This is a genomic window from Acinetobacter sp. YH12069, assembly GCF_013419675.1.
GTDB lineage: Bacteria > Pseudomonadota > Gammaproteobacteria > Pseudomonadales > Moraxellaceae > Acinetobacter > Acinetobacter amyesii.
The window spans coordinates 84,372-102,136 of sequence record NZ_VOZS01000011.1; the positions used below are offsets into that span (position 1 = coordinate 84,372).

Here is a 17,765-nt window from a genome sequence, read left to right on the forward strand (position 1 = left end):
GAAACATCACTAAAAATCCTGTTGTATGGTCATCACTTGATCACCACGTTTGACTTCAAGTTTCACCTGCCCTTCACGGCGGGCTTGTTCTAATAATTGCGCCTCAGATTGTCCTGCACCGACTGCCTGCCCATTTAAAGACATGATGCGGTCACCCGGTTGCAAACCCAATTTATTTCTCAAGGCAGCAGGTGTTCGATTTGAAATCTCAAACCCACCATTACCTGATGGATTCACCCCCATTTCCTGCAGATATTGCTCACGATTTTCTGTCATGCGTTGTACGGCCTGACCAATCGCGGACTGCGTCGTGCCTTGCCCTGAATTTGCAGGATTAGCTGCATTTTGCATGCTGTTATTTTGCAAAGATCCGCCTGATGTTGCATTGGCTGTAGGGACAATCGGTTGATCTAATCCGTTTTCAATACCTTGGAACGCTAATTCACGCCGTGCACCATTACCCTGCGTTAAAATCACCTTATCCCAATAAACTTCAGCCAGTTGATATGATGAACCTTGAATGGTTTCTCCAACCAAGTAGCGATCTGAACTCTCATTGACCTTAATCACTGCCGACGAGTAGCGACTTGGCTGTCCAACCACCACACCTTGTAACACCATATTTAACTGCGCGTCAGCTGCTGAACTGCGGTTTTCCTGAAACAAGGCAAAAGAGCTAATATTAGGAACTTGCGTTTGCTGTGAACCCAATTCAACTCGGTCTAACTGCATGGCTTGTGGCGGTGCAATCAATAACCAAAATAAAGCGGCTAACTTCCAGCACAGGTACAAAATTATTAAAGCCAAGACCACAGGTGCAAGTCGATCTGTTTGCTTCCAATTGATCTCGCGGATTTTTTCGAAATAGTCAGCCATCAGTTCACCCCACTCAATAGAGGTTGACGCGAACTAATCACATACGTATCTAATCCTGCCTTACCTTCATAGGAAGCAACATTCATCAAAAAGCGCTGGGTTAATTGCACATCCAACATGAGGTCTGGCTCAAGTGATAAATTCATCATCTTTTGTTCGCGTTGATCTCGAACATCAATCGACAATTTGCCATTATCGTCTTTTAATTGAGCCAACATGGCAGGCACATTCATTGACTCTTGACGCTGTGCAAAGCTAAATGATAAATCCCCACCTGCCCACTGTATCTCGCCTGATGAACGACTAAATCCCTGTTGTGGCTTATATTTAAACTGCACATCTTTTAATTGAATGGCATTCATTGGCCATTGCCAATCGGCAAAACTTTTTAAGGTTTCAGGAGCAATTTGACCCTCTAAGTTTTTAATACTAATACTTTTACCAAAACCATACCCCATCACACCTTGTAGTTTGGTATTGCCACTATGAATTTCAACATTTGCACCCAAGCGTAATAAAATCAAATCCCACGGGCGTGTGTTCCAGTTTAACGAGCCTTTCAAATTTCCTCGTGTCCAATCTGCTTGCCCATGCCAAATATTGCCACTGACGTTATGTAGCATTTGGTTATTTTTATAAAACTTTGTAATGAGCCACGCTGCTGGCACTTGCAGCATAACGAAAATTAAAAAACTGATCGCAGCAAAAATGAGCCACCGAATATTATTAGTTTTATTGATCATCCCACCACAACCGATCCATCAATTTTTTTCCATCATTTAAACATTTTTCTTTATAGACACATTATGCATACTTTTTCTGCATAGCCAATTCAAAGAGATAAAAAAACCAGGCATTTGCCTGGTTTAATTATCCTGAACTCAGGATATGACGATTTCATGAATTGTTCTTAAATTAAGAAGTCTTCTAGTTTCGCGCCTTTTTCTAACTCAGCCACTAACCAACGTGGTTGTTTACCACGACCAGTCCACGTGTCATCTGCATTGGTTTTGCTACGGTAACGTGGCTCAACCGCTTTACGCGTTGATTTTTTACGTTTGCTTAAACCAAATTCAAGAATTTGTTCAACGCTTAAATCTAAATTTTCTGCAATTTCAACAATACGGTTATACGCATCTTCAATCGCTTGATCTTTTTTAGATGCAATCAGTGCTTCAGCTTCTACTTGAAGCTTCTTTAACTCTTCAACTGATAAATTACTAATATCAGGCATAATCTTTAACTCCGAAATTTCATTTTAATAATGCTTATGAAAACTCGCTCATAATATTATAATAAAATTTTTATTCAATAAATAATTTTCATTTTACTACAATATTTTAACACGACTCCTTAAAATATATAAAGTTAAATTGTATTTAAATATTATTTCCCACTGAATTTTCTAAGGCTTTTATTTTGGTTTTAATATTTTCTGGAATAGAGGTTTTTTGCAGGGTCATTTTATCCACGCACACAATAACCGCATCGCCTGTTGCAACGATTTTTTGTTGCTGTTCACTCCATAATATATAACCCATACGAAATGCACTATTTCTTAATTCTTCAACGCGCGTTGCCACTTTTAAAATATCAGGATAAACCACGGGGCTTAAATATTTACACTGGCTTGAAGCAACAACCGTAACCACAGACTGATTAAATATATCCAACTGATCTAAATAACCAATCCGCGCACTTTCCATATAACGATAATAATGCACGTTATTTACATGACCAAAAGCATCCATATCCCCCCAAGCTACGTGTTGAGTATGAATCAATGAATATTGAGCTAAATTTTCTTGCATATTATGTCCTTATATTCGAATTTCCATAAAATTAGCATTATTTTCAAATATTAAATTTAATTGTTTGGTCAAATATTCCTGCTGATTTAAAGCTGACTTGATACGTAAATAACTCATTAATACATCATCTGGATATAATTCTAATAATGCATCCGCCTCAGCTTGGCGTTCTGTCGCTTGGTAAATATTCCATTTTGCAAAACTAAAAACAGGCAGCGCAGGATACTTTTCTTCCCAACGTTGAATCTGCTGTTCTACAGCCACATAGTCAGGGTTTTGCTTCAGCATTTTTTGCTGGAACCACAAAAAGAACACTTCTTTGTTAAATTGCTGTTCCAGTAAATGAATAGCCAATTGCTCATGTTCCTGACTCATCTCTGGCACACGAGACAAGACTTTTAACCAAAGCACTTTGACCACATATTTACGCTCTGTGATTTGATTTTGCAAATCCAAATAACGCTGCTTTAGGTGCTGTAAGTCATCGACATCTGCTTGATCAAATGCAGATAATAGTTGCTCCAACCAAGCTTGTTTTGTCAGCTCATCTAAGTGCCCATAACGTGTCGAACGCAAATACAACCAAGGAAACTGCAACGCAAACATGCCCCATAGCGTGGTTAAACGCTGCTCATAGGCCGTGCTGACTTTTTGCAACCATGGCGATAATTCATGTTGATTCAAAAATTCGAGATGCGTTAAAGCCTTTTCACCCTGTTGTTGAGACAAATAAATTTCAATCCGTTGCAATTCTGCAAGCTCAAAAGCCATTGGGTTGGTCTGAGTTAATGCATTTAATGCTGTTTCATATTGTTGCTGAATCCAATATAAACGCGCATCGATCACCCCTTTTAATAATCCAGACTCAGTAAAAGCTTGCTGAATAAAGTTTTTTTGATCTTGCGCAGCATTTAAAAGCCAAATGACAGCCAATTGCTCATAGGGATGTAGTTTATTAAAACTAAAGACCGTTTCAGATTTACGTTGTTCTCGACTTAAATAGCGTTTAACCGCATACCAAAGCATTTGCACGACTAAACTCAGTAATGCTAGCAATAATGCTAAAAACCAAATATTGGATTGAACTTGCCATTCACGCCAGTATAAATACACATAACCTGCACCATGTCCAAAACTCAGCAAACTAATAATGGCGACAACCAATAAACTAATAAATAAATAGGCCAATAAAATATGTTTCATAGTCGATTATCCTATGAGTGCCCGAGTATTTAATAGCGGTACAGAAATAACCGGAATGTCCTTTAATTGTTCTAGACGTTGGCGTATCGGTTTTAATGAAGCATCTGGCAATTGCTGCATAATTTGCATAATTTCAGTGATTTCTTGTTGAAATTGAGGATATTGTCCTTGATTTAAAACTTGCTGAGCCAAAATTAAACGTAACTGCATTTCTTTTAATACCAAGCTACGCTGCATTAATACGGGACTCGGTTGTTCGACTGATTCGACTTGAATCCATTTTTGCCAAAAAGAAAGACCTTTTTGCTGCTCTTTTGAACTATAGGGCTTTAATATTTCTTTTTCTAACAATTGATCGATGGATTGCAGGGTATTTTTCACTTTATCAGATTGCAACTGACGCTCTGTCACATATTGCTTTAAGGTCTCACGGTCTTTTTGAATCACCTGATGCAAACTCATACGCAGTGCAGGTGCCAAGCTCAACTGATCTAATTGTTGGTCTAATTGGTTTAATTTTTCTAAAGCGACAGCAAATTGTTGTTGCTGCATGGCAAATTCAACCAAATCAAGTTGCTGGCCCACAACCATCATTGGCTCAATACTATGGGTCGCCTCAGCAGCAATCGAAGCATTCGATGTCGTTGCAGCCGACATCTCGGTCGTTGTGCCATTCAACCGGCGTTTCAAAGCCACGACCTGATCATTCAAACCTGCATTGCGCTGTTGCAATAAAGTTTGTTGTTGCATCAGTTCGGTTTGTTGAGCATTGACTTGAAATAGGTCAAAACTGAGTTTAGCCAACCAAAGTACGGCGACAATGACCACGACGACAAACAACTTCTTCATGTATTTCCCTGCACGACCTGCACATGCTGCAATATGTGTGTCGCGTTTAAATCTTCGAGTTGAATAATTTTAAAATCTTTGTTCAGTGTTATACGACTTTGCTCAAGTAGCTCGAACAACCTTACACCTAAAACTAAAAAATGTGCATGACTCAGCACTGATAAATGCGACTGAATCAAGTCAAGCCAATTGAGCCAACTGGCCTCACTGGTGATCAACATACAATACGGAGATGACAACTGATGTTCAGAAATGAGTGTTTTTACTTTTTGAGTGGTCTCTTCCGGTAGATGGCGTTCGTATAGCACAAAATTAAGAATCTGAATGCCACGTGCTAGCAACTGCTGCATCATAAATTGACGACCACCTTCACCGCGCCAAAATGCAACGCAAGCCCCGGCCTCCAATTGTTCTAAATGGCTTAAAGTGAGCATTCCCTCCGAAGTTTCCACCTGCGGTACGACACTGCGAATACCATAATCAGCTAACTTTGCTGCGGTTGCGTCACCGACTGCAACCCATTGCATATGTTCGAGCTGATCAAGTGAAATGCCTGCCTTACGCAAACCTTGCATACCAAAGGTGACCGCAGAGGGGCTGACCACAACCAATACATCCGCAGCACTCAACTGGGCATAGCACCCCACTAATGCTTCTGACCATGCCCGTGGCTTGAGCTCAAGTAATGGAAGCTCGACCACAGCGACACCCGCAGATTGCAGCGTCAAACTAAGCCGCGCTGCACGATCTGTCGGACGTGTATTGATAAAAAGCATGTATTAATACAGTGCCTTTAAAATTTCACCTGCACCTTGGGCTAACAAGTCTTGTGCCAATTTAACGCCCAACTGTTCAGCCTGTTCGGGAAGGCCTACTTGCTGTGCTTTCAACAAGGTTTGACCATCAACACTACCGACACGACCTTCCAAATGAATCTGACCATTTTCTAAGGTTGCATACCCAGCAATCGGCACTTGGCAGCCACCTTCTAGATATGCATTAAAAGCACGTTCTGCGCGTACACAAGCATTGGTCTCTGCGTGCATTAAGGGCAAAATTAAATCCAATACAGCTTGATCTTGGCTACGACATTCTATGCCCAATGCACCTTGTCCAACTGCAGGTAAACTCACAACAGGCTCAAGAGTATGACGAATACGCCCTGCTAAGCCCAGACGCTTCAGCCCTGCACTCGCCAAAATAATCGCATCATAGTTGCCTGCATCAAGTTTAGATAAACGCGTACCCACATTGCCACGCAGATCAATAATCTCAAGATCAGGACGTTGTTTTAAAATTTGGCATTTGCGGCGCAAGCTCGATGTCCCTACCTTCGCACCTTGTGGTAAATCATCAAAACTGTTATAGGTATTTGAAACGAAAGCATCTAATGGATCTTCACGCTCACAAATCACGGCCAAGCTTAAACCTTCAGGCAATGCCATCGGCACATCTTTCATCGAATGAACTGCCAAGTCTGCACGACCATCCAACAACGCCGCTTCTAATTCTTTCACAAATAATCCTTTCCCCCCAATTTTGGCTAAAGGGGTATCTAGAATCTTGTCACCTTGGGTCACAAAAGTCACCAACTCAACTTTCAAATTTGCATGAAGTGCTTCTAAGCGTGCACGAATATGTTCCGCCTGCCAAAGTGCAAGCGGGCTTTGTCGAGTTGCGATCTTAAGGATATTCATAAATTTTAAAATACAGTCTATAGGGCTATTATTCTAAACTTAACTTGCTCAGTTGAAAATGCAAGCTTAATTCGCAATGTGCTTTAACCCTTGCCCTATAATTTTTGTATTCGCTCGCGTAAATTCGGTAAATGCCGACGGCTGACCGCCAAGCGCTCGTCTAAATCTCGACAACGCACTTGATATTGCCCTGAGCTTACAACCTCTAAACCATCTAAAAAGCTCACAGACACCAAGGCATTGCGATGAATGCGTATAAAACGATCACCAAATTCATGCTCTAAATCTTTCAGCGTTTCATCAATGAGTACGCTGCCATTTTTGTGCCGAACAGTGACATATTTCTGATCTGCAAGAAAATAGTAAATATTTTCCACAGGTACCAACTCTACACCACGATAGGTCTTTGCCGCGATTTGATGGCGGCTAATTTTAATTTCGTCCATATTTTCTTTTTGTTTTATCGTGCTCAATTGAGCTTGGGTTAATTTAGTTAAATGATCTAAAACCTGCTGCAATTCCTGTTGCATAACTGGTTTTAGTAAATATCCCTCTGCATTCGATTTAAATGCATCAAGTGCATGATGATCATATGCAGTGCAAAAAATAATAGCGGGCATGGGGTCTAATTCACGCAACAATTTCGCGCAAGTCAACCCATCCATTTCAGGCATTTGTATATCTAGTAAGATGACATCAGGCTCGAGGCTTTGAGCCAAGTCAATCGCTTGTTGACCATGTGAAGCTTTCGCAACCACCTGATGTCCAAGTTGAGTGACTAAACGTGACAATCGCTCTACTGCTAGAGGCTCATCATCACAGATTAGGATGTCCATTTCTCCTCCTTATCTCGTTAACGTCATTTATTTTTATTGGTCAACTGAGATTTCTATTTATATTGATATTGCACCACAGTCGTATACATTCCCTCGCCTGCGTAGGTTTGAAAAGTGACATGCTGACCATAATATGCCTCAAGTCGCTGTTTCACGTTTTCGATGGCAATACCATTCCCCTGACGTAATTTAATTGTATCCTGTGTATAAGGATTTGTAATAACGATATTAATTTGATTTTGTAATATTTCAATCAATATATTTATCGTACTCTTTGTCAAAATCTTTTCAACTCCATGAAAAATACTATTTTCTAACAAAGGTTGTAAAGTTAATAGTGGAATTTGTACTTGCGCGTATTGGTCAATGTCAGCCAGTTTCCACTCCACATTGAGCCGATCACCCAATCGCATTTGTTCGATGGCCAAATAACGCTGACACAGATCAATCTCATCTTTAAGACTCACCAACTTCAATTCTTGAAAACTCGCACGGAACAAACGCGATAAATTCAGCAGCATTTGCTCCGCTTTATCTGGGTCAATCGCAATCAAGCTAATCACATTGTTTAAGCTATTAAATAAAAAATGCGGATGAATCCGAGCTTGCATCGCCTGAATACGTGAGTTTAATTCACTATGATGTTGTCGCCCCCACTGTTCTCTTAAATATAAATATCGAAAACAAAATGCCCCAAGCAACACCCCATAGCTCAGATTTAAAACCACACCAGCAGTTAAAATGTCTGCATTCAAACCAGCTAAACTGAAATTTTCACCCAAATAGATCAAAACATTTAAAATTAAGGTGGTGAACAACACCAAAGCTTGCAATAAAACAAACCCGCTAAACATGAGCATTTTCATGCTCAAACCACGCGTCTTACTCTGCAATAGCTCTGAAAATGCAGCAAATGCCAATAAAATCCAGTTAATAAACAACACATGCTGCATGACACTGGAAACACTTAAGGCTTGCCACGAATGAGCTTGTGCCAAAGCCAAGACCAACGCCACGATATTGCCCGCAAGAAAAAGCTCCCACAGATAGTGCCAACGGCCCATTTTTCCTGAAAATACAGAAATTGTCATAGACCTAAACCCTGTCTAAAAGTTTGATCAACTTGCCCTTCGGCAACTGGGTTCGAATTTGCTATACTCTTGCTCAGTTCTATGCTTTTTATCTTATTGAGCCGACATGACCACATCTTCTAATTCCTCAAATCCGTCACAAGCCCAAACTTCAGGCATGTGGGGCGGTCGTTTTTCCGAAGCTACTGACGCTTTTGTTGCTGAATTTACAGCATCTGTACAGTTTGACCAACGCTTTTATAAACAAGATATTGCAGGTTCAATTGCACATGCAACCATGCTTGCAAAAGTTGGCGTTCTAACTGAACAAGAGCGTGACGATATTATTAATGGCTTAAACACCATTAAAGCAGAAATTGAAGCGGGTAACTTCGAATGGCGCATTGACCTAGAAGATGTGCACATGAATATTGAGTCACGCTTGACTCAACGTATCGGTATTACAGGTAAAAAACTACACACCGGTCGTAGTCGTAATGACCAAGTTGCAACCGATATCCGTCTGTATGTTCGCGACGAAATCGATGCGATTTTAGAATTATTGAAAAAATTACAAAAAGGCATCCTAGGCTTAGCGGCGAAAAATACCAATACCATCATGCCGGGCTTCACGCATTTACAAACTGCACAACCAGTGACTTTTGGTCACCATTTAATGGCATGGTTTGAAATGTTAGTACGTGATTCAGAGCGTTTAATTGACTGCCGTAAACGTACCAACCGTATGCCTTTAGGTTCTGCTGCACTTGCAGGAACAACTTACCCGATCGACCGCGCATTCACTGCAGAATTACTAGGTTTTGAAGCTGTCGCTGAAAACTCTTTAGACGCCGTATCTGACCGTGATTTTGGTATTGAATTCAATGCGGCAGCATCACTCATCATGATGCATTTATCACGCATGTCAGAAGAAATGATTCTTTGGACATCGGCTCAGTTCAAATTTGTGAACATTCCTGACCGTTTCTGCACTGGCTCTTCAATCATGCCGCAAAAGAAAAACCCAGACGTTCCTGAGTTGATTCGTGGTAAAACTGGTCGTGTATATGGTGACTTGATGAGCCTATTGACCCTAATGAAAGGTCAACCTTTGGCATACAACAAAGACAACCAAGAAGATAAAGAACCACTATTCGATGCAATTGATACTGTTCGTGGCTCACTCATGGCATTTGCCGATATGATCCCTGCACTAGTGCCAAACATTGACATCATGCGTGAAGCAGCGCTGCGTGGCTTCTCAACTGCAACTGACCTTGCCGACTACCTCGTTAAAAATGGCGTGGCATTCCGTGATGCACATGAGATTGTGGGTAAAGCAGTTGCTCTCGGTGTTCAAGAAGGCAAAGATCTTTCAGAATTAACCCTTGAGCAACTTCAACAGTTCTCTGACTTGATTCAGGCCGATGTCTTCGAAAAAGCATTAACACTTGAAGCATCTGTCAATGCACGTAACCACATTGGTGGTACTGCACCTGCTCAAGTTGAAGCAGCAATTGAACGCGCACACGCACGTTTAGAAAAACTTTACGCATAACTTTTTCAAGTTAAATGGAGTATTGATATGTCTCGACAAGTGTTTTGCCGTAAATATCAGGCTGAAATGGAAGGTTTAGACTTTGCACCATTCCCGGGTGCGAAGGGACAAGAATTGTTTGATACTGTATCTAAACAAGCTTGGCAAGAATGGCTAAAACACCAAACGACGTTGATCAATGAAAAACGTTTAAACGTGTTTGAAGCTGACGCGAAAAAGTTCCTTGAAGAGCAACGTGAAAAATTCTTCAGCAATGATGAATCTTTAGAAAAAGCCGAAGGCCTAAAGCCTGAGTAAAACTTAAAGCGTTGCTTTAAGTTTTACGCAAGACAAGCGAAGCGCGTAGTTTCAAATGTCATGAAGGAGTCCCAAAGGGGCTCCTATTTTTATACTCCGCCACGCCGCAAGACAAGCAGTTATGCTGCACGTAGGCTTTAATTGAAAAGAATCTCTAATCTTGTGGATTCTTTTTTATTGCTCTAAAAATTACGCAAGACAAGCGAAGCGCGTAGTTTCAAATGTCATAAAAGAGTCCAAAGGGGCTCCTTTTATAAATTTAGAAGCACTGTTATTTTCACAAAACAAAGATGACGTCTGTGTAAGCTTTCATTGAGAAATGATCTTTATCATTGCTGAAAAATCTTTTATCCATTGATCAATTTTATTTAAACTTAAATAGATGAATCTATTATTTAAATAATGTTAATTGTATTTTTATCATCACATATATCGATTTTTATCGTTTAAATCCAAACAAAACCTACCAAAGTTATCGGCCAATTTGTATCAAAAATTCTTAATGTAAATTTGTGATACATTTCTCAATAAAACACAACATTACACTACAAGAAACTCCATGTATTTCTAAAATGGCTTTCCTATAATAGCAATCAAGGAGATGGAAACATCTTCCATAATAGCGATAAGTAACCCCGATTTTCCTTCCCAGATTTCCCCCAAAATCTGGGAATTTTTTTATCCAAAATTTGCGCCAACGTCTCACATTTAACGTCAAGCTCTAATCAAATGAAGCGCTGTTCAAACTAGTCAAACCCTCAATTTTTTTAAAAGCTCGGCAATAAAAAAGCCCCGATAACGGAGCTTTTCATAACTTACTTTTAAATCAAGGTTGTTTTAAATACGGCCATGCGGCTTTCAAATATATAAACATCGACCATAACGTTAAAACAACAGCTGTATAGAGCAATCCATAGGCCAACATTTCTAGGGGCTGCCAATTCAGCAAGAACACTGAAATCGCAATCATCTGAAATGCTGTTTTATATTTACCAACGGTTGAAACCGCAACACTGGTACGTGCGCCTAATTCAGCCATCCACTCACGTAGCGCAGACACCGTGATTTCACGTGAAATAATCACAATCGCTGCAAAGGCCATCGAAATGGTTGGTTGCCATTGCACCAAGACGATCAAGGCTGTTGCGACCATCAGTTTATCTGCAACAGGATCGAGAAAACGTCCAAATGCTGAAGTCTGATTTAAACTTCTCGCAAGATAGCCATCAAACCAGTCAGTGACAGCTGCGATCACAAAAATAGCGGTCAGCAATATATGACGTGACATGCTTGCAGCATGCTCACCCACCCCCATTGCAGGTGGCCAATACGCCACCAACAAAAACACAGGAATTAAAGCAATTCGTGCCAATGTTAAAATATTAGGAATATTCAGGATTCGACCTGTTGTCATAGACACCCCAGTTTTCCCCTCATGCACGATGAAAATGCAGAATAATTTGAGGATTTATCCATCGTTAGTTGCACTCACTTTATACGAAATGCCCCGCAGTGTCACTAGGCAAACACCGTAACAGTCTGTCGCGCAATCGCAATCAACTGGTCATTTTCATCCCATAAATGCGCATATTCCGTGGCGTAGCCATCCGCTGCATAGTCGGTAAATACTTTATATTTAAACCAATTATGCAAGCTTGATTGCAAAGGATGCACGTAGGTTAATGTCCACGTTAAAGAACTCGCAGGTGCCATGGTTTTGTACATAGGCAGCACGCCGGGCGGCCACATATCCATCGAGACCAGTAAATCAGCGACGGTCATCTTACGGTTATCATGGCGTTCTGGATTAAAACGCATCCAACCACTAAAGTCAGGCTTTTTGCTTGCAGTACACGGATACTGCCCATCTACCCAGGCCAAATCCATTTGCTGAAAACACTGTGGTGCAAGTGGATGATGTTCGGCGATCTTTAAACTGCTCACTTCAGGGAAATCGGGTGCTTGACGTTCCTGATTGACGGCAATAGTTGATTCACGTGGAACACCAAAACTCGCCAATAAAATGCTTTGTACTGCATCATCTTGCCAAAGTCGAACTTCGATGGTGGTGACGGATTTGCCCTGTCTTAAAATTTCAGTACTTAAACGCATGGGCGCCAATTGTACTGGCCCAACAAAGGTCACATTACAACTGAGTAAACGTCGCTGCGGATCGGCAATGGTAGCAACGGCTTTGTGCATCATCATGCCTGCCACTAAGCCGCCATAGATCGTACGTCCTTGCAACCATCCTTCTGGAATCTCAACCCATTCATTGTGTTCAATATGTTGATACAACTGTGCGAGTGACATCATCATCCCTGATCATATTTTTGATTTTTATATCATTGTATAAAAATCAAATGATGTGAATGATCAGTGACTCATGCGTCAATGAGCATTTTGGCAAATTCAGACTTGATGCGTCATCGATTGGGCTTAGTTCGCGCTATTCATGCAGGATTTTATAAATGGTGCGCGCCATCACATCGCCTAATCCCGGTACAAGTTTTAAATCATTTTCCGAAGCTTTGAGTACCCCCTGAATGCCACCAAAATGGGTCAACAGATCCCGACGACGTTTTGGCCCTAAGCCCGGAATCACCTCAAGTACCGATGAGCCACGCTTTTTATCTCGTTTCGCTCGGTGTTTGGTAATGGCAAATCGGTGGGCTTCATCACGAACCTGTTGAATCAAATGCAGGGCTTTATGGTCTTCGGGCAATTGGATTTTTTCACCATCGGTAAAGTGCAAGGTTTCCAGACCCGGTTTACGCCCCTCACCTTTGGACACCCCGACCATAAAGGCATCGAGCTCGAGTTCTTGCATGACTTCCATCGCCATGTGTAATTGACCTTTACCCCCATCGATTAACAACAAATCGGGCAACATATGCTTTTTATAGCGGCGGGTCAGCGCTTGACGCATGGCAGCATAATCATCGCCTTCGGTAATGTCATTGATGGAAAATTGGCGATAGTCGCGCTTTCTTGCGCCACCCGCATCAAAGACCACACAAGACGCGATGGTTGCTTCACCCATGGTATGAGAAATATCAAAACACTCAATACTGTCAATCGGCCGCCCAACGACTTGCTCTAACTGATGAAAGCGCTCATTCAATTCAAAATGATCAGCCAGTTTACCTTTAATCGCATGTTGTACATTCATCTGTGCCAATTCTTGCCACTCTGCACGGGTTTCACGCACTTTATGTTTGATTTGAATCCGCTTTTCAAAGTGTTGGTACAACGCATCTTCCATGTCTTTACGATCTGGAATATCGACATTGATGATGAGTTCAGTTGGAATCTCATCTGCAACTTGAAAGTAGAAATTGGCAATGAAGTCCGAGAGCATTTGACCTAGATCATCACCCTGCATATCAGGGAAATAACTCTTTCCGCCGAGCATTTTGCCATTGCGCACATGCATGATTTGCACACAGGTCACACCGGCTTGATAAGCAATGGCAATGATATCAGCCTCACCTTTGACTTTATAAATCGCTTGCTGAGTTTGCACATCACGCAGCAGCGCCATACGATCACGATAAAACACCGCTTTTTCAAACTCGAGTGCTTCGGCCGCAGCTTCCATTTTCCCAATCAGCTCTTGATTAAGCTCTTTAGTGTCGCCTTGTAAGAAACGAATCGAGTTATTGACATCTTCTTTATAATCTTCGGGTGAGATCAACCCCACACAAGGCGCGGAACAACGTTTAATTTGGTATTGCAGGCATGGTCGTTTGCGCTGTGAAAAATAGCTATTTTCACACTGACGCACATTAAACAGTTTTTGCAGCACCACCAAAGTATCACGCGCGTTATAAGCACTCGGATAAGGCCCGAAAAACTTACCGGCCTGATGCTTCGCTTTGCCTCGCCCTGCAGCAATTCGTGGATAGGGTTTATCGGCTGAAATAAAAATATAGACATAAGATTTGTCGTCTCGCAGCATGATGTTATACGGCGGACGATGGAGCTTAATCAGGTTTTGTTCGAGCAATAGGGCTTCCGTTTCAGAACGCACCACCAAGCTTTCAATGTCATAAATACGGGCGACCAAGGCTTGCGTCTTGGGATGCTCAATGGTTTTGACAAAATAACTCGACACACGATTTTTTAAATTCTTTGCTTTACCCACATACAGCAACTCACCGTCTTTACCCAACATGCGGTAAACACCGGGTAGAGTCGTCATATTGGCAAGAATTTTTTCAATATGTTCGCGTGCGTTTTCGTTCACTTTTGCCTTGTTCCATCATCGATATTGCTCTTTGACATGATGTGATGCTTTTACCTGCATTTTCAAGCAATCCCGCAAATTTATTGTTGCTCATAGCAATGATCTGATTGCTAAAAGCTATTAATGCAAAATTCTAAATTTGCTATGCTCAAAACATCCCGCTTTAGGAACATGATGCATGACGAACGCCAATCCCGCCATCCATGTCGTACACCCGACAACTTCGACGCAGAGCACTGCTGAAAAAAACCGTTTGATGGGTAAGCCGCGTTTTCATTTTGAACCGCATGACGTTATGCAACGCTTAAAGCAACGGATCATTGGACAAGAAGCAGCATTAGACGAAATTGAAAAAATGCTGCATGTGGTCAAGGCTGATTTTTCCAGTCCTGAACGACCGCTCTCCGTAACATTAATGCTTGGACCGACAGGTGTTGGTAAAACCGAAACTGTGCGTTTAATCAGTGAAGTGATTTATGGCCGACCTGATGCCTTTTGCCGTATTGATATGAACACGCTCGCACAGGAACATTATGCGGCTGCCATTACTGGTGCGCCTCCGGGCTATGTCGGTTCTAAAGAAGGCCATAGTTTATTTGATGAAGTTGCCATTGCAGGTAGTCATACCCGACCGGGCATCGTGCTTTTTGATGAACTGGAAAAAGCGTCAACCGAAGTGCTTCGCGGCTTAATGAATGTGCTAGATAGCGGAAAATTAACCCTAACCTCGGGTACAAAAACAATCGACTTTCGTAATTGTATGATCTTTATGACCAGCAATGTAGGTGCACAAGCGGCACAGCAATATCTAGATAAGTTAAATTTTTTACCCGAAAAAATACAGAAGATTTGTCTCAAACGCGTGCCGGTCAGCAGCATTATTGAAAAAGTCATGCAACGTAAATTCGACCCTGAATTTATTAACCGTATTGACCGTGTACTGCAATATCAACCCGTTCAAGATGATGCCTTGCCCCGTTTGGTGGAGATTGAACTGGAAAAGCTTAATCAACGCCTACAACATCAAAAACGCAGTATCAAACTCACAGATGCAGCCAAAGCACATTTTTATCAGAACCATGATATTCGTTATGGCGCACGACATTTAGCACGAAAAATGCGGGTCGAGCTTGAGCCTATTTTGGCGGTGTATTTTTTGAATCATCCCGAACAAACTAAAATACACCTAGATGCACAACTTGGACAATTGGTTATTATTAAATAATTCACTGGTCTTTAAAAGGCATGCTCAAATACCTTTATTCAGCATTCTTATATTTATTGGATTGGAACACCAATCGCTTTAGCAAAAGCTTGCGGATCTTTCGGTGAAACCATGACAAATTTGGTTTTGCCATCTCGAAGATATTCGATTTTTAACCGTTTAATGGAAAACGCAGGTGCCGCAGACAAATCCTGACTTGCACTGATGCGTTGGATATCCTGCAAAGGAATTTGCCAACGTAGAAACATGCTACGGATATTTAATTCTGTTGCGGAAATTTGATAACGTGTATTGAGTATTGGCCACCACAGCAGTAATACCGTCAAAATATACACCGCGGTATGAAGAGGGTATTGTTGCATCGTGCCTTTGGCTTGCATGGTGAGTAATAATTGAATGAGTAAACCGCTCATACAAACAATAAACGCCACCACCCACCAATCTTTTTTTGAACGAAAAACTTGCATCTTATCCCCCATCAACTGCTTTTATTCTATACAAGATTTTGCAGGATGCATCTGCTATTTCAGCTTTATTTTTGCAGGAAATAAGCGTATTTATCACATTATTTTCAAGAATATGGAGATCTATCTAGCTCAAGTTTCGCTATTCATCTATTGTTATTTTTGGCGTTCTTTACGCTCGGATCACGCTTCTTTCGACATGGGTTGTTCCTGCAAACGTTTATAATTCTTTTTCTCTTGATACATTTTGGCATCGGCTTGTTGTACCAAGCTCATGGCGTCTACATAGCCTTGCTGATGGTCTGTTTGGCACAGCCCAATACTTAAACTTAAGCCTGCTTCCATTTCAGCCACCGCTTCTAATAAACGCGGGATAAAACTCCCTTCCACATGCTTTTCACTGCAACCAGGCAAGACCAAACAAAATTCGTCTCCGCCATAACGGAAGCAATGATCATCTAAACGTGCAACCGACTTTATGGCCGCAGCAACCGTTTGTAGTACCTGATCTCCACGTGGATGACCTTGTTCATCATTGATCTTTTTAAAATCATTGATATCAATAAACACTACTGTCACAGGTTCATGATTACGCTGTGCTGTATATAAAATACTGGTCAATAAGGTCGATAAATGCCGGACATTTAACAGTCCTGTTAATGGATCGCGCTGTGAAAGTTCTTCCATTTCTTGTGCACGAAACTCTAGCGCATGCGCATACTGTTCCATTTTTTCACGGGAGATCTTCACCTCATTAATCAAACTCCACACATAGGTTTCCACCACCAATGTTGTATCGAACATAAAGAGTTTTTCCAAGGTGTTAATAATCCGCTGATATTGTTCGGTATCATTAAAGGTACGCTGAATTAAGCGAAACAACATGGTCTTTAGGGTATGCACCGCAGAGAGATACAATTTCGGCTCTACACCTATGCGCTTATGAACCAAACCAATCCGTAAACGGTTATTCACATAAGCGCTGTCATAGCGCCCAGAAAATAAGTCCAATAAATACTGATGCTGCGCGCGTTGCAAACGCTTCAAGGTATCAAGGTCACCAATCAAGGTGGCAATTTCTGGAATTGAGGTCTGATTTTCATAAAATTCCTCGACCATACTGTCGAGTATAGGCGCCACAATCCCACCAATCGAAGCCAGTTCCGCCAGCTCTAAATCAGTCAAGCCAAGCAACTGTTTACGTCGTTCTATATCTTGCATCGAAATATGCATTTGATGCATCAATGTTTGGTTGGTTGCTTTCATGAATCGGATCCCCTTCCCGCCAAATCCTTTCCTTCAGGCGTTTACACAGGGTTTCTATGCAGTAGGTCTGCAATGTTTCCACCGTTTTCACCTTTGGGTTTTGGCTATCATTGATGATGACGCTTTTCTTTCAGCTCAACGGTTTTGCATGGGCTTAAGTTCGGACGTCAACATCATATTCCTCGTCTATTGGCTCACTTTTTCTGGCTTATTCTGGTTCTGGCTTATTCTGGCTAACACTCTTTCTGCTTTTGCTGATTTGCTCTGCATGATTATTTTTATTCTGCTTGCACGATAACTGATATTTCGCTGACTGTCAGCATAAAAAAACGCCCCTAAGGGCGCATTTTTTCAATATTTATTC

General features: G+C 41.4%; 18 protein-coding genes and 1 pseudogene. 4 read left to right on the top strand and 15 right to left on the bottom strand.

Going from position 1 to position 17,765, the window contains the following annotated elements; genetic code table 11:
* Positions 1 to 9: 9 nt before the first annotated feature.
* The 10 genes and pseudogenes from FTU16_RS09940 to FTU16_RS09985 form a co-directional block, all read right to left on the bottom strand.
* Positions 10 to 876, bottom strand: coding sequence for a type II secretion system protein N (locus tag FTU16_RS09940; protein WP_180012118.1), 867 nt, complete (start codon positions 874 to 876; stop codon positions 10 to 12).
* Positions 876 to 1,619 (bottom strand): type II secretion system protein N, encoded by a 744-nt coding sequence (gene gspN, locus FTU16_RS09945; RefSeq protein WP_180065795.1) that lies wholly within the window; start codon positions 1,617 to 1,619, stop codon positions 876 to 878. The genes FTU16_RS09940 and gspN overlap by 1 nt, the downstream gene beginning before the upstream one ends.
* Before the next feature lie 167 nt (positions 1,620 to 1,786).
* A complete protein-coding gene (locus FTU16_RS09950) occupies positions 1,787 to 2,113 on the bottom strand; it encodes an H-NS family nucleoid-associated regulatory protein (RefSeq protein ID WP_180007248.1) in 327 nt (108 codons plus the stop codon).
* Between the two features lie 142 nt (positions 2,114 to 2,255).
* Positions 2,256 to 2,687 carry a thioesterase family protein gene (locus tag FTU16_RS09955; protein WP_180025942.1) on the bottom strand — a complete coding sequence of 144 codons (432 nt, stop codon included), beginning with the start codon at positions 2,685 to 2,687 and terminating at the stop codon, positions 2,256 to 2,258.
* Positions 2,688 to 2,696: 9 nt separating this feature from the next.
* A complete protein-coding gene (locus FTU16_RS09960; RefSeq protein WP_180163169.1) occupies positions 2,697 to 3,890 on the bottom strand; it encodes a heme biosynthesis protein HemY in 1,194 nt (397 codons plus the stop codon).
* A 6-nt stretch (positions 3,891 to 3,896) separates the two neighbouring features.
* Complete coding sequence (locus FTU16_RS09965) at positions 3,897 to 4,739, bottom strand: hypothetical protein (protein WP_180163170.1); 843 nt, start codon at positions 4,737 to 4,739, stop codon at positions 3,897 to 3,899.
* Positions 4,736 to 5,515, bottom strand: a complete 780-nt coding sequence (locus tag FTU16_RS09970; RefSeq protein ID WP_180163171.1) for a uroporphyrinogen-III synthase — start codon at positions 5,513 to 5,515, stop codon at positions 4,736 to 4,738. Before FTU16_RS09970 ends, FTU16_RS09965 begins: the two co-directional genes overlap by 4 nt.
* Positions 5,516 to 5,518: 3 nt before the next feature.
* A complete protein-coding gene (hemC, locus tag FTU16_RS09975; protein ID WP_218955636.1) occupies positions 5,519 to 6,436 on the bottom strand; it encodes a hydroxymethylbilane synthase in 918 nt (305 codons plus the stop codon).
* A 95-nt stretch (positions 6,437 to 6,531) separates the two neighbouring features.
* On the bottom strand, positions 6,532 to 7,272 hold the full coding sequence (locus tag FTU16_RS09980; protein ID WP_111886003.1) for a LytTR family DNA-binding domain-containing protein: 741 nt from the start codon (positions 7,270 to 7,272) through the stop codon (positions 6,532 to 6,534).
* 53 nt (positions 7,273 to 7,325) lie between these two features.
* Positions 7,326 to 8,479: pseudogene (locus FTU16_RS09985) on the bottom strand (sensor histidine kinase).
* Here FTU16_RS09985 and argH point away from each other — a divergent pair.
* Together argH and FTU16_RS09995 are read left to right on the top strand one after the other, a co-directional pair.
* Positions 8,470 to 9,900 (top strand): argininosuccinate lyase, encoded by a 1,431-nt coding sequence (gene argH, locus FTU16_RS09990; RefSeq protein ID WP_171319324.1) that lies wholly within the window; start codon positions 8,470 to 8,472, stop codon positions 9,898 to 9,900. The pseudogene FTU16_RS09985 and the gene argH overlap by 10 nt on opposite strands.
* A 27-nt stretch (positions 9,901 to 9,927) precedes the next feature.
* Positions 9,928 to 10,197 (top strand): oxidative damage protection protein, encoded by a 270-nt coding sequence (locus FTU16_RS09995; protein WP_078190466.1) that lies wholly within the window; start codon positions 9,928 to 9,930, stop codon positions 10,195 to 10,197.
* 826 nt (positions 10,198 to 11,023) lie between these two features.
* Here FTU16_RS09995 and pgsA read toward each other — a convergent pair.
* The 3 genes from pgsA to uvrC all read right to left on the bottom strand — a co-directional run bounded on the left by pgsA (position 11,024) and on the right by uvrC (position 14,446).
* A complete protein-coding gene (pgsA, locus tag FTU16_RS10000; protein ID WP_078190467.1) occupies positions 11,024 to 11,611 on the bottom strand; it encodes a CDP-diacylglycerol--glycerol-3-phosphate 3-phosphatidyltransferase in 588 nt (195 codons plus the stop codon).
* Positions 11,612 to 11,715: 104 nt separating this feature from the next.
* Positions 11,716 to 12,510, bottom strand: coding sequence for a thioesterase family protein (locus FTU16_RS10005; RefSeq protein ID WP_180022389.1), 795 nt, complete (start codon positions 12,508 to 12,510; stop codon positions 11,716 to 11,718).
* Between the two features lie 136 nt (positions 12,511 to 12,646).
* A complete protein-coding gene (uvrC, locus tag FTU16_RS10010) occupies positions 12,647 to 14,446 on the bottom strand; it encodes an excinuclease ABC subunit UvrC (protein WP_180163173.1) in 1,800 nt (599 codons plus the stop codon).
* A gap of 178 nt (positions 14,447 to 14,624) precedes the next feature.
* Here uvrC and FTU16_RS10015 point away from each other — a divergent pair, with 178 nt between their 5' ends.
* Positions 14,625 to 15,671, top strand: a complete 1,047-nt coding sequence (locus FTU16_RS10015; protein WP_180163174.1) for an AAA family ATPase — start codon at positions 14,625 to 14,627, stop codon at positions 15,669 to 15,671.
* 53 nt (positions 15,672 to 15,724) lie between these two features.
* On the opposite strand, the gene FTU16_RS10020 is transcribed toward FTU16_RS10015, so the two are convergent.
* Together FTU16_RS10020 and FTU16_RS10025 are read right to left on the bottom strand one after the other, a co-directional pair.
* On the bottom strand, positions 15,725 to 16,138 hold the full coding sequence (locus tag FTU16_RS10020; RefSeq protein WP_180163175.1) for a PH domain-containing protein: 414 nt from the start codon (positions 16,136 to 16,138) through the stop codon (positions 15,725 to 15,727).
* A gap of 180 nt (positions 16,139 to 16,318) precedes the next feature.
* Positions 16,319 to 17,401 carry a diguanylate cyclase domain-containing protein gene (locus FTU16_RS10025; protein WP_078190471.1) on the bottom strand — a complete coding sequence of 361 codons (1,083 nt, stop codon included), beginning with the start codon at positions 17,399 to 17,401 and terminating at the stop codon, positions 16,319 to 16,321.
* Between FTU16_RS10025 and FTU16_RS10030 the strand changes: the two genes are divergently transcribed.
* Entirely contained in the window at positions 17,400 to 17,699 is a 300-nt protein-coding gene (locus FTU16_RS10030) for a hypothetical protein (RefSeq protein ID WP_180163176.1), read from the top strand. The genes FTU16_RS10025 and FTU16_RS10030 overlap by 2 nt on opposite strands.
* The last annotated feature ends 66 nt before the right edge of the window (positions 17,700 to 17,765 follow it).

Coding starts and splice junctions, on each gene's coding strand:
- FTU16_RS09980 (WP_111886003.1), bottom strand. CDS start 7,272: ATGGACATCCTAATCTGTGATGATGAGCCTCTAGCAGTAGAGCGATTG.
- FTU16_RS09955 (WP_180025942.1), bottom strand. CDS start 2,687: ATGCAAGAAAATTTAGCTCAATATTCATTGATTCATACTCAACACGTA.
- FTU16_RS09965 (WP_180163170.1), bottom strand. CDS start 4,739: ATGAAGAAGTTGTTTGTCGTCGTGGTCATTGTCGCCGTACTTTGGTTG.
- FTU16_RS09960 (WP_180163169.1), bottom strand. CDS start 3,890: ATGAAACATATTTTATTGGCCTATTTATTTATTAGTTTATTGGTTGTC.
- gspN (WP_180065795.1), bottom strand. CDS start 1,619: ATGATCAATAAAACTAATAATATTCGGTGGCTCATTTTTGCTGCGATC.
- FTU16_RS10030 (WP_180163176.1), top strand. CDS start 17,400: ATGAATCGGATCCCCTTCCCGCCAAATCCTTTCCTTCAGGCGTTTACA.
- FTU16_RS10015 (WP_180163174.1), top strand. CDS start 14,625: ATGACGAACGCCAATCCCGCCATCCATGTCGTACACCCGACAACTTCG.
- FTU16_RS10005 (WP_180022389.1), bottom strand. CDS start 12,510: ATGTCACTCGCACAGTTGTATCAACATATTGAACACAATGAATGGGTT.
- hemC (WP_218955636.1), bottom strand. CDS start 6,436: ATGAATATCCTTAAGATCGCAACTCGACAAAGCCCGCTTGCACTTTGG.
- FTU16_RS10020 (WP_180163175.1), bottom strand. CDS start 16,138: ATGCAAGTTTTTCGTTCAAAAAAAGATTGGTGGGTGGTGGCGTTTATT.
- FTU16_RS09970 (WP_180163171.1), bottom strand. CDS start 5,515: ATGCTTTTTATCAATACACGTCCGACAGATCGTGCAGCGCGGCTTAGT.
- FTU16_RS09940 (WP_180012118.1), bottom strand. CDS start 876: ATGGCTGACTATTTCGAAAAAATCCGCGAGATCAATTGGAAGCAAACA.
- argH (WP_171319324.1), top strand. CDS start 8,470: ATGACCACATCTTCTAATTCCTCAAATCCGTCACAAGCCCAAACTTCA.
- FTU16_RS10025 (WP_078190471.1), bottom strand. CDS start 17,401: ATGAAAGCAACCAACCAAACATTGATGCATCAAATGCATATTTCGATG.
- pgsA (WP_078190467.1), bottom strand. CDS start 11,611: ATGACAACAGGTCGAATCCTGAATATTCCTAATATTTTAACATTGGCA.
- FTU16_RS09995 (WP_078190466.1), top strand. CDS start 9,928: ATGTCTCGACAAGTGTTTTGCCGTAAATATCAGGCTGAAATGGAAGGT.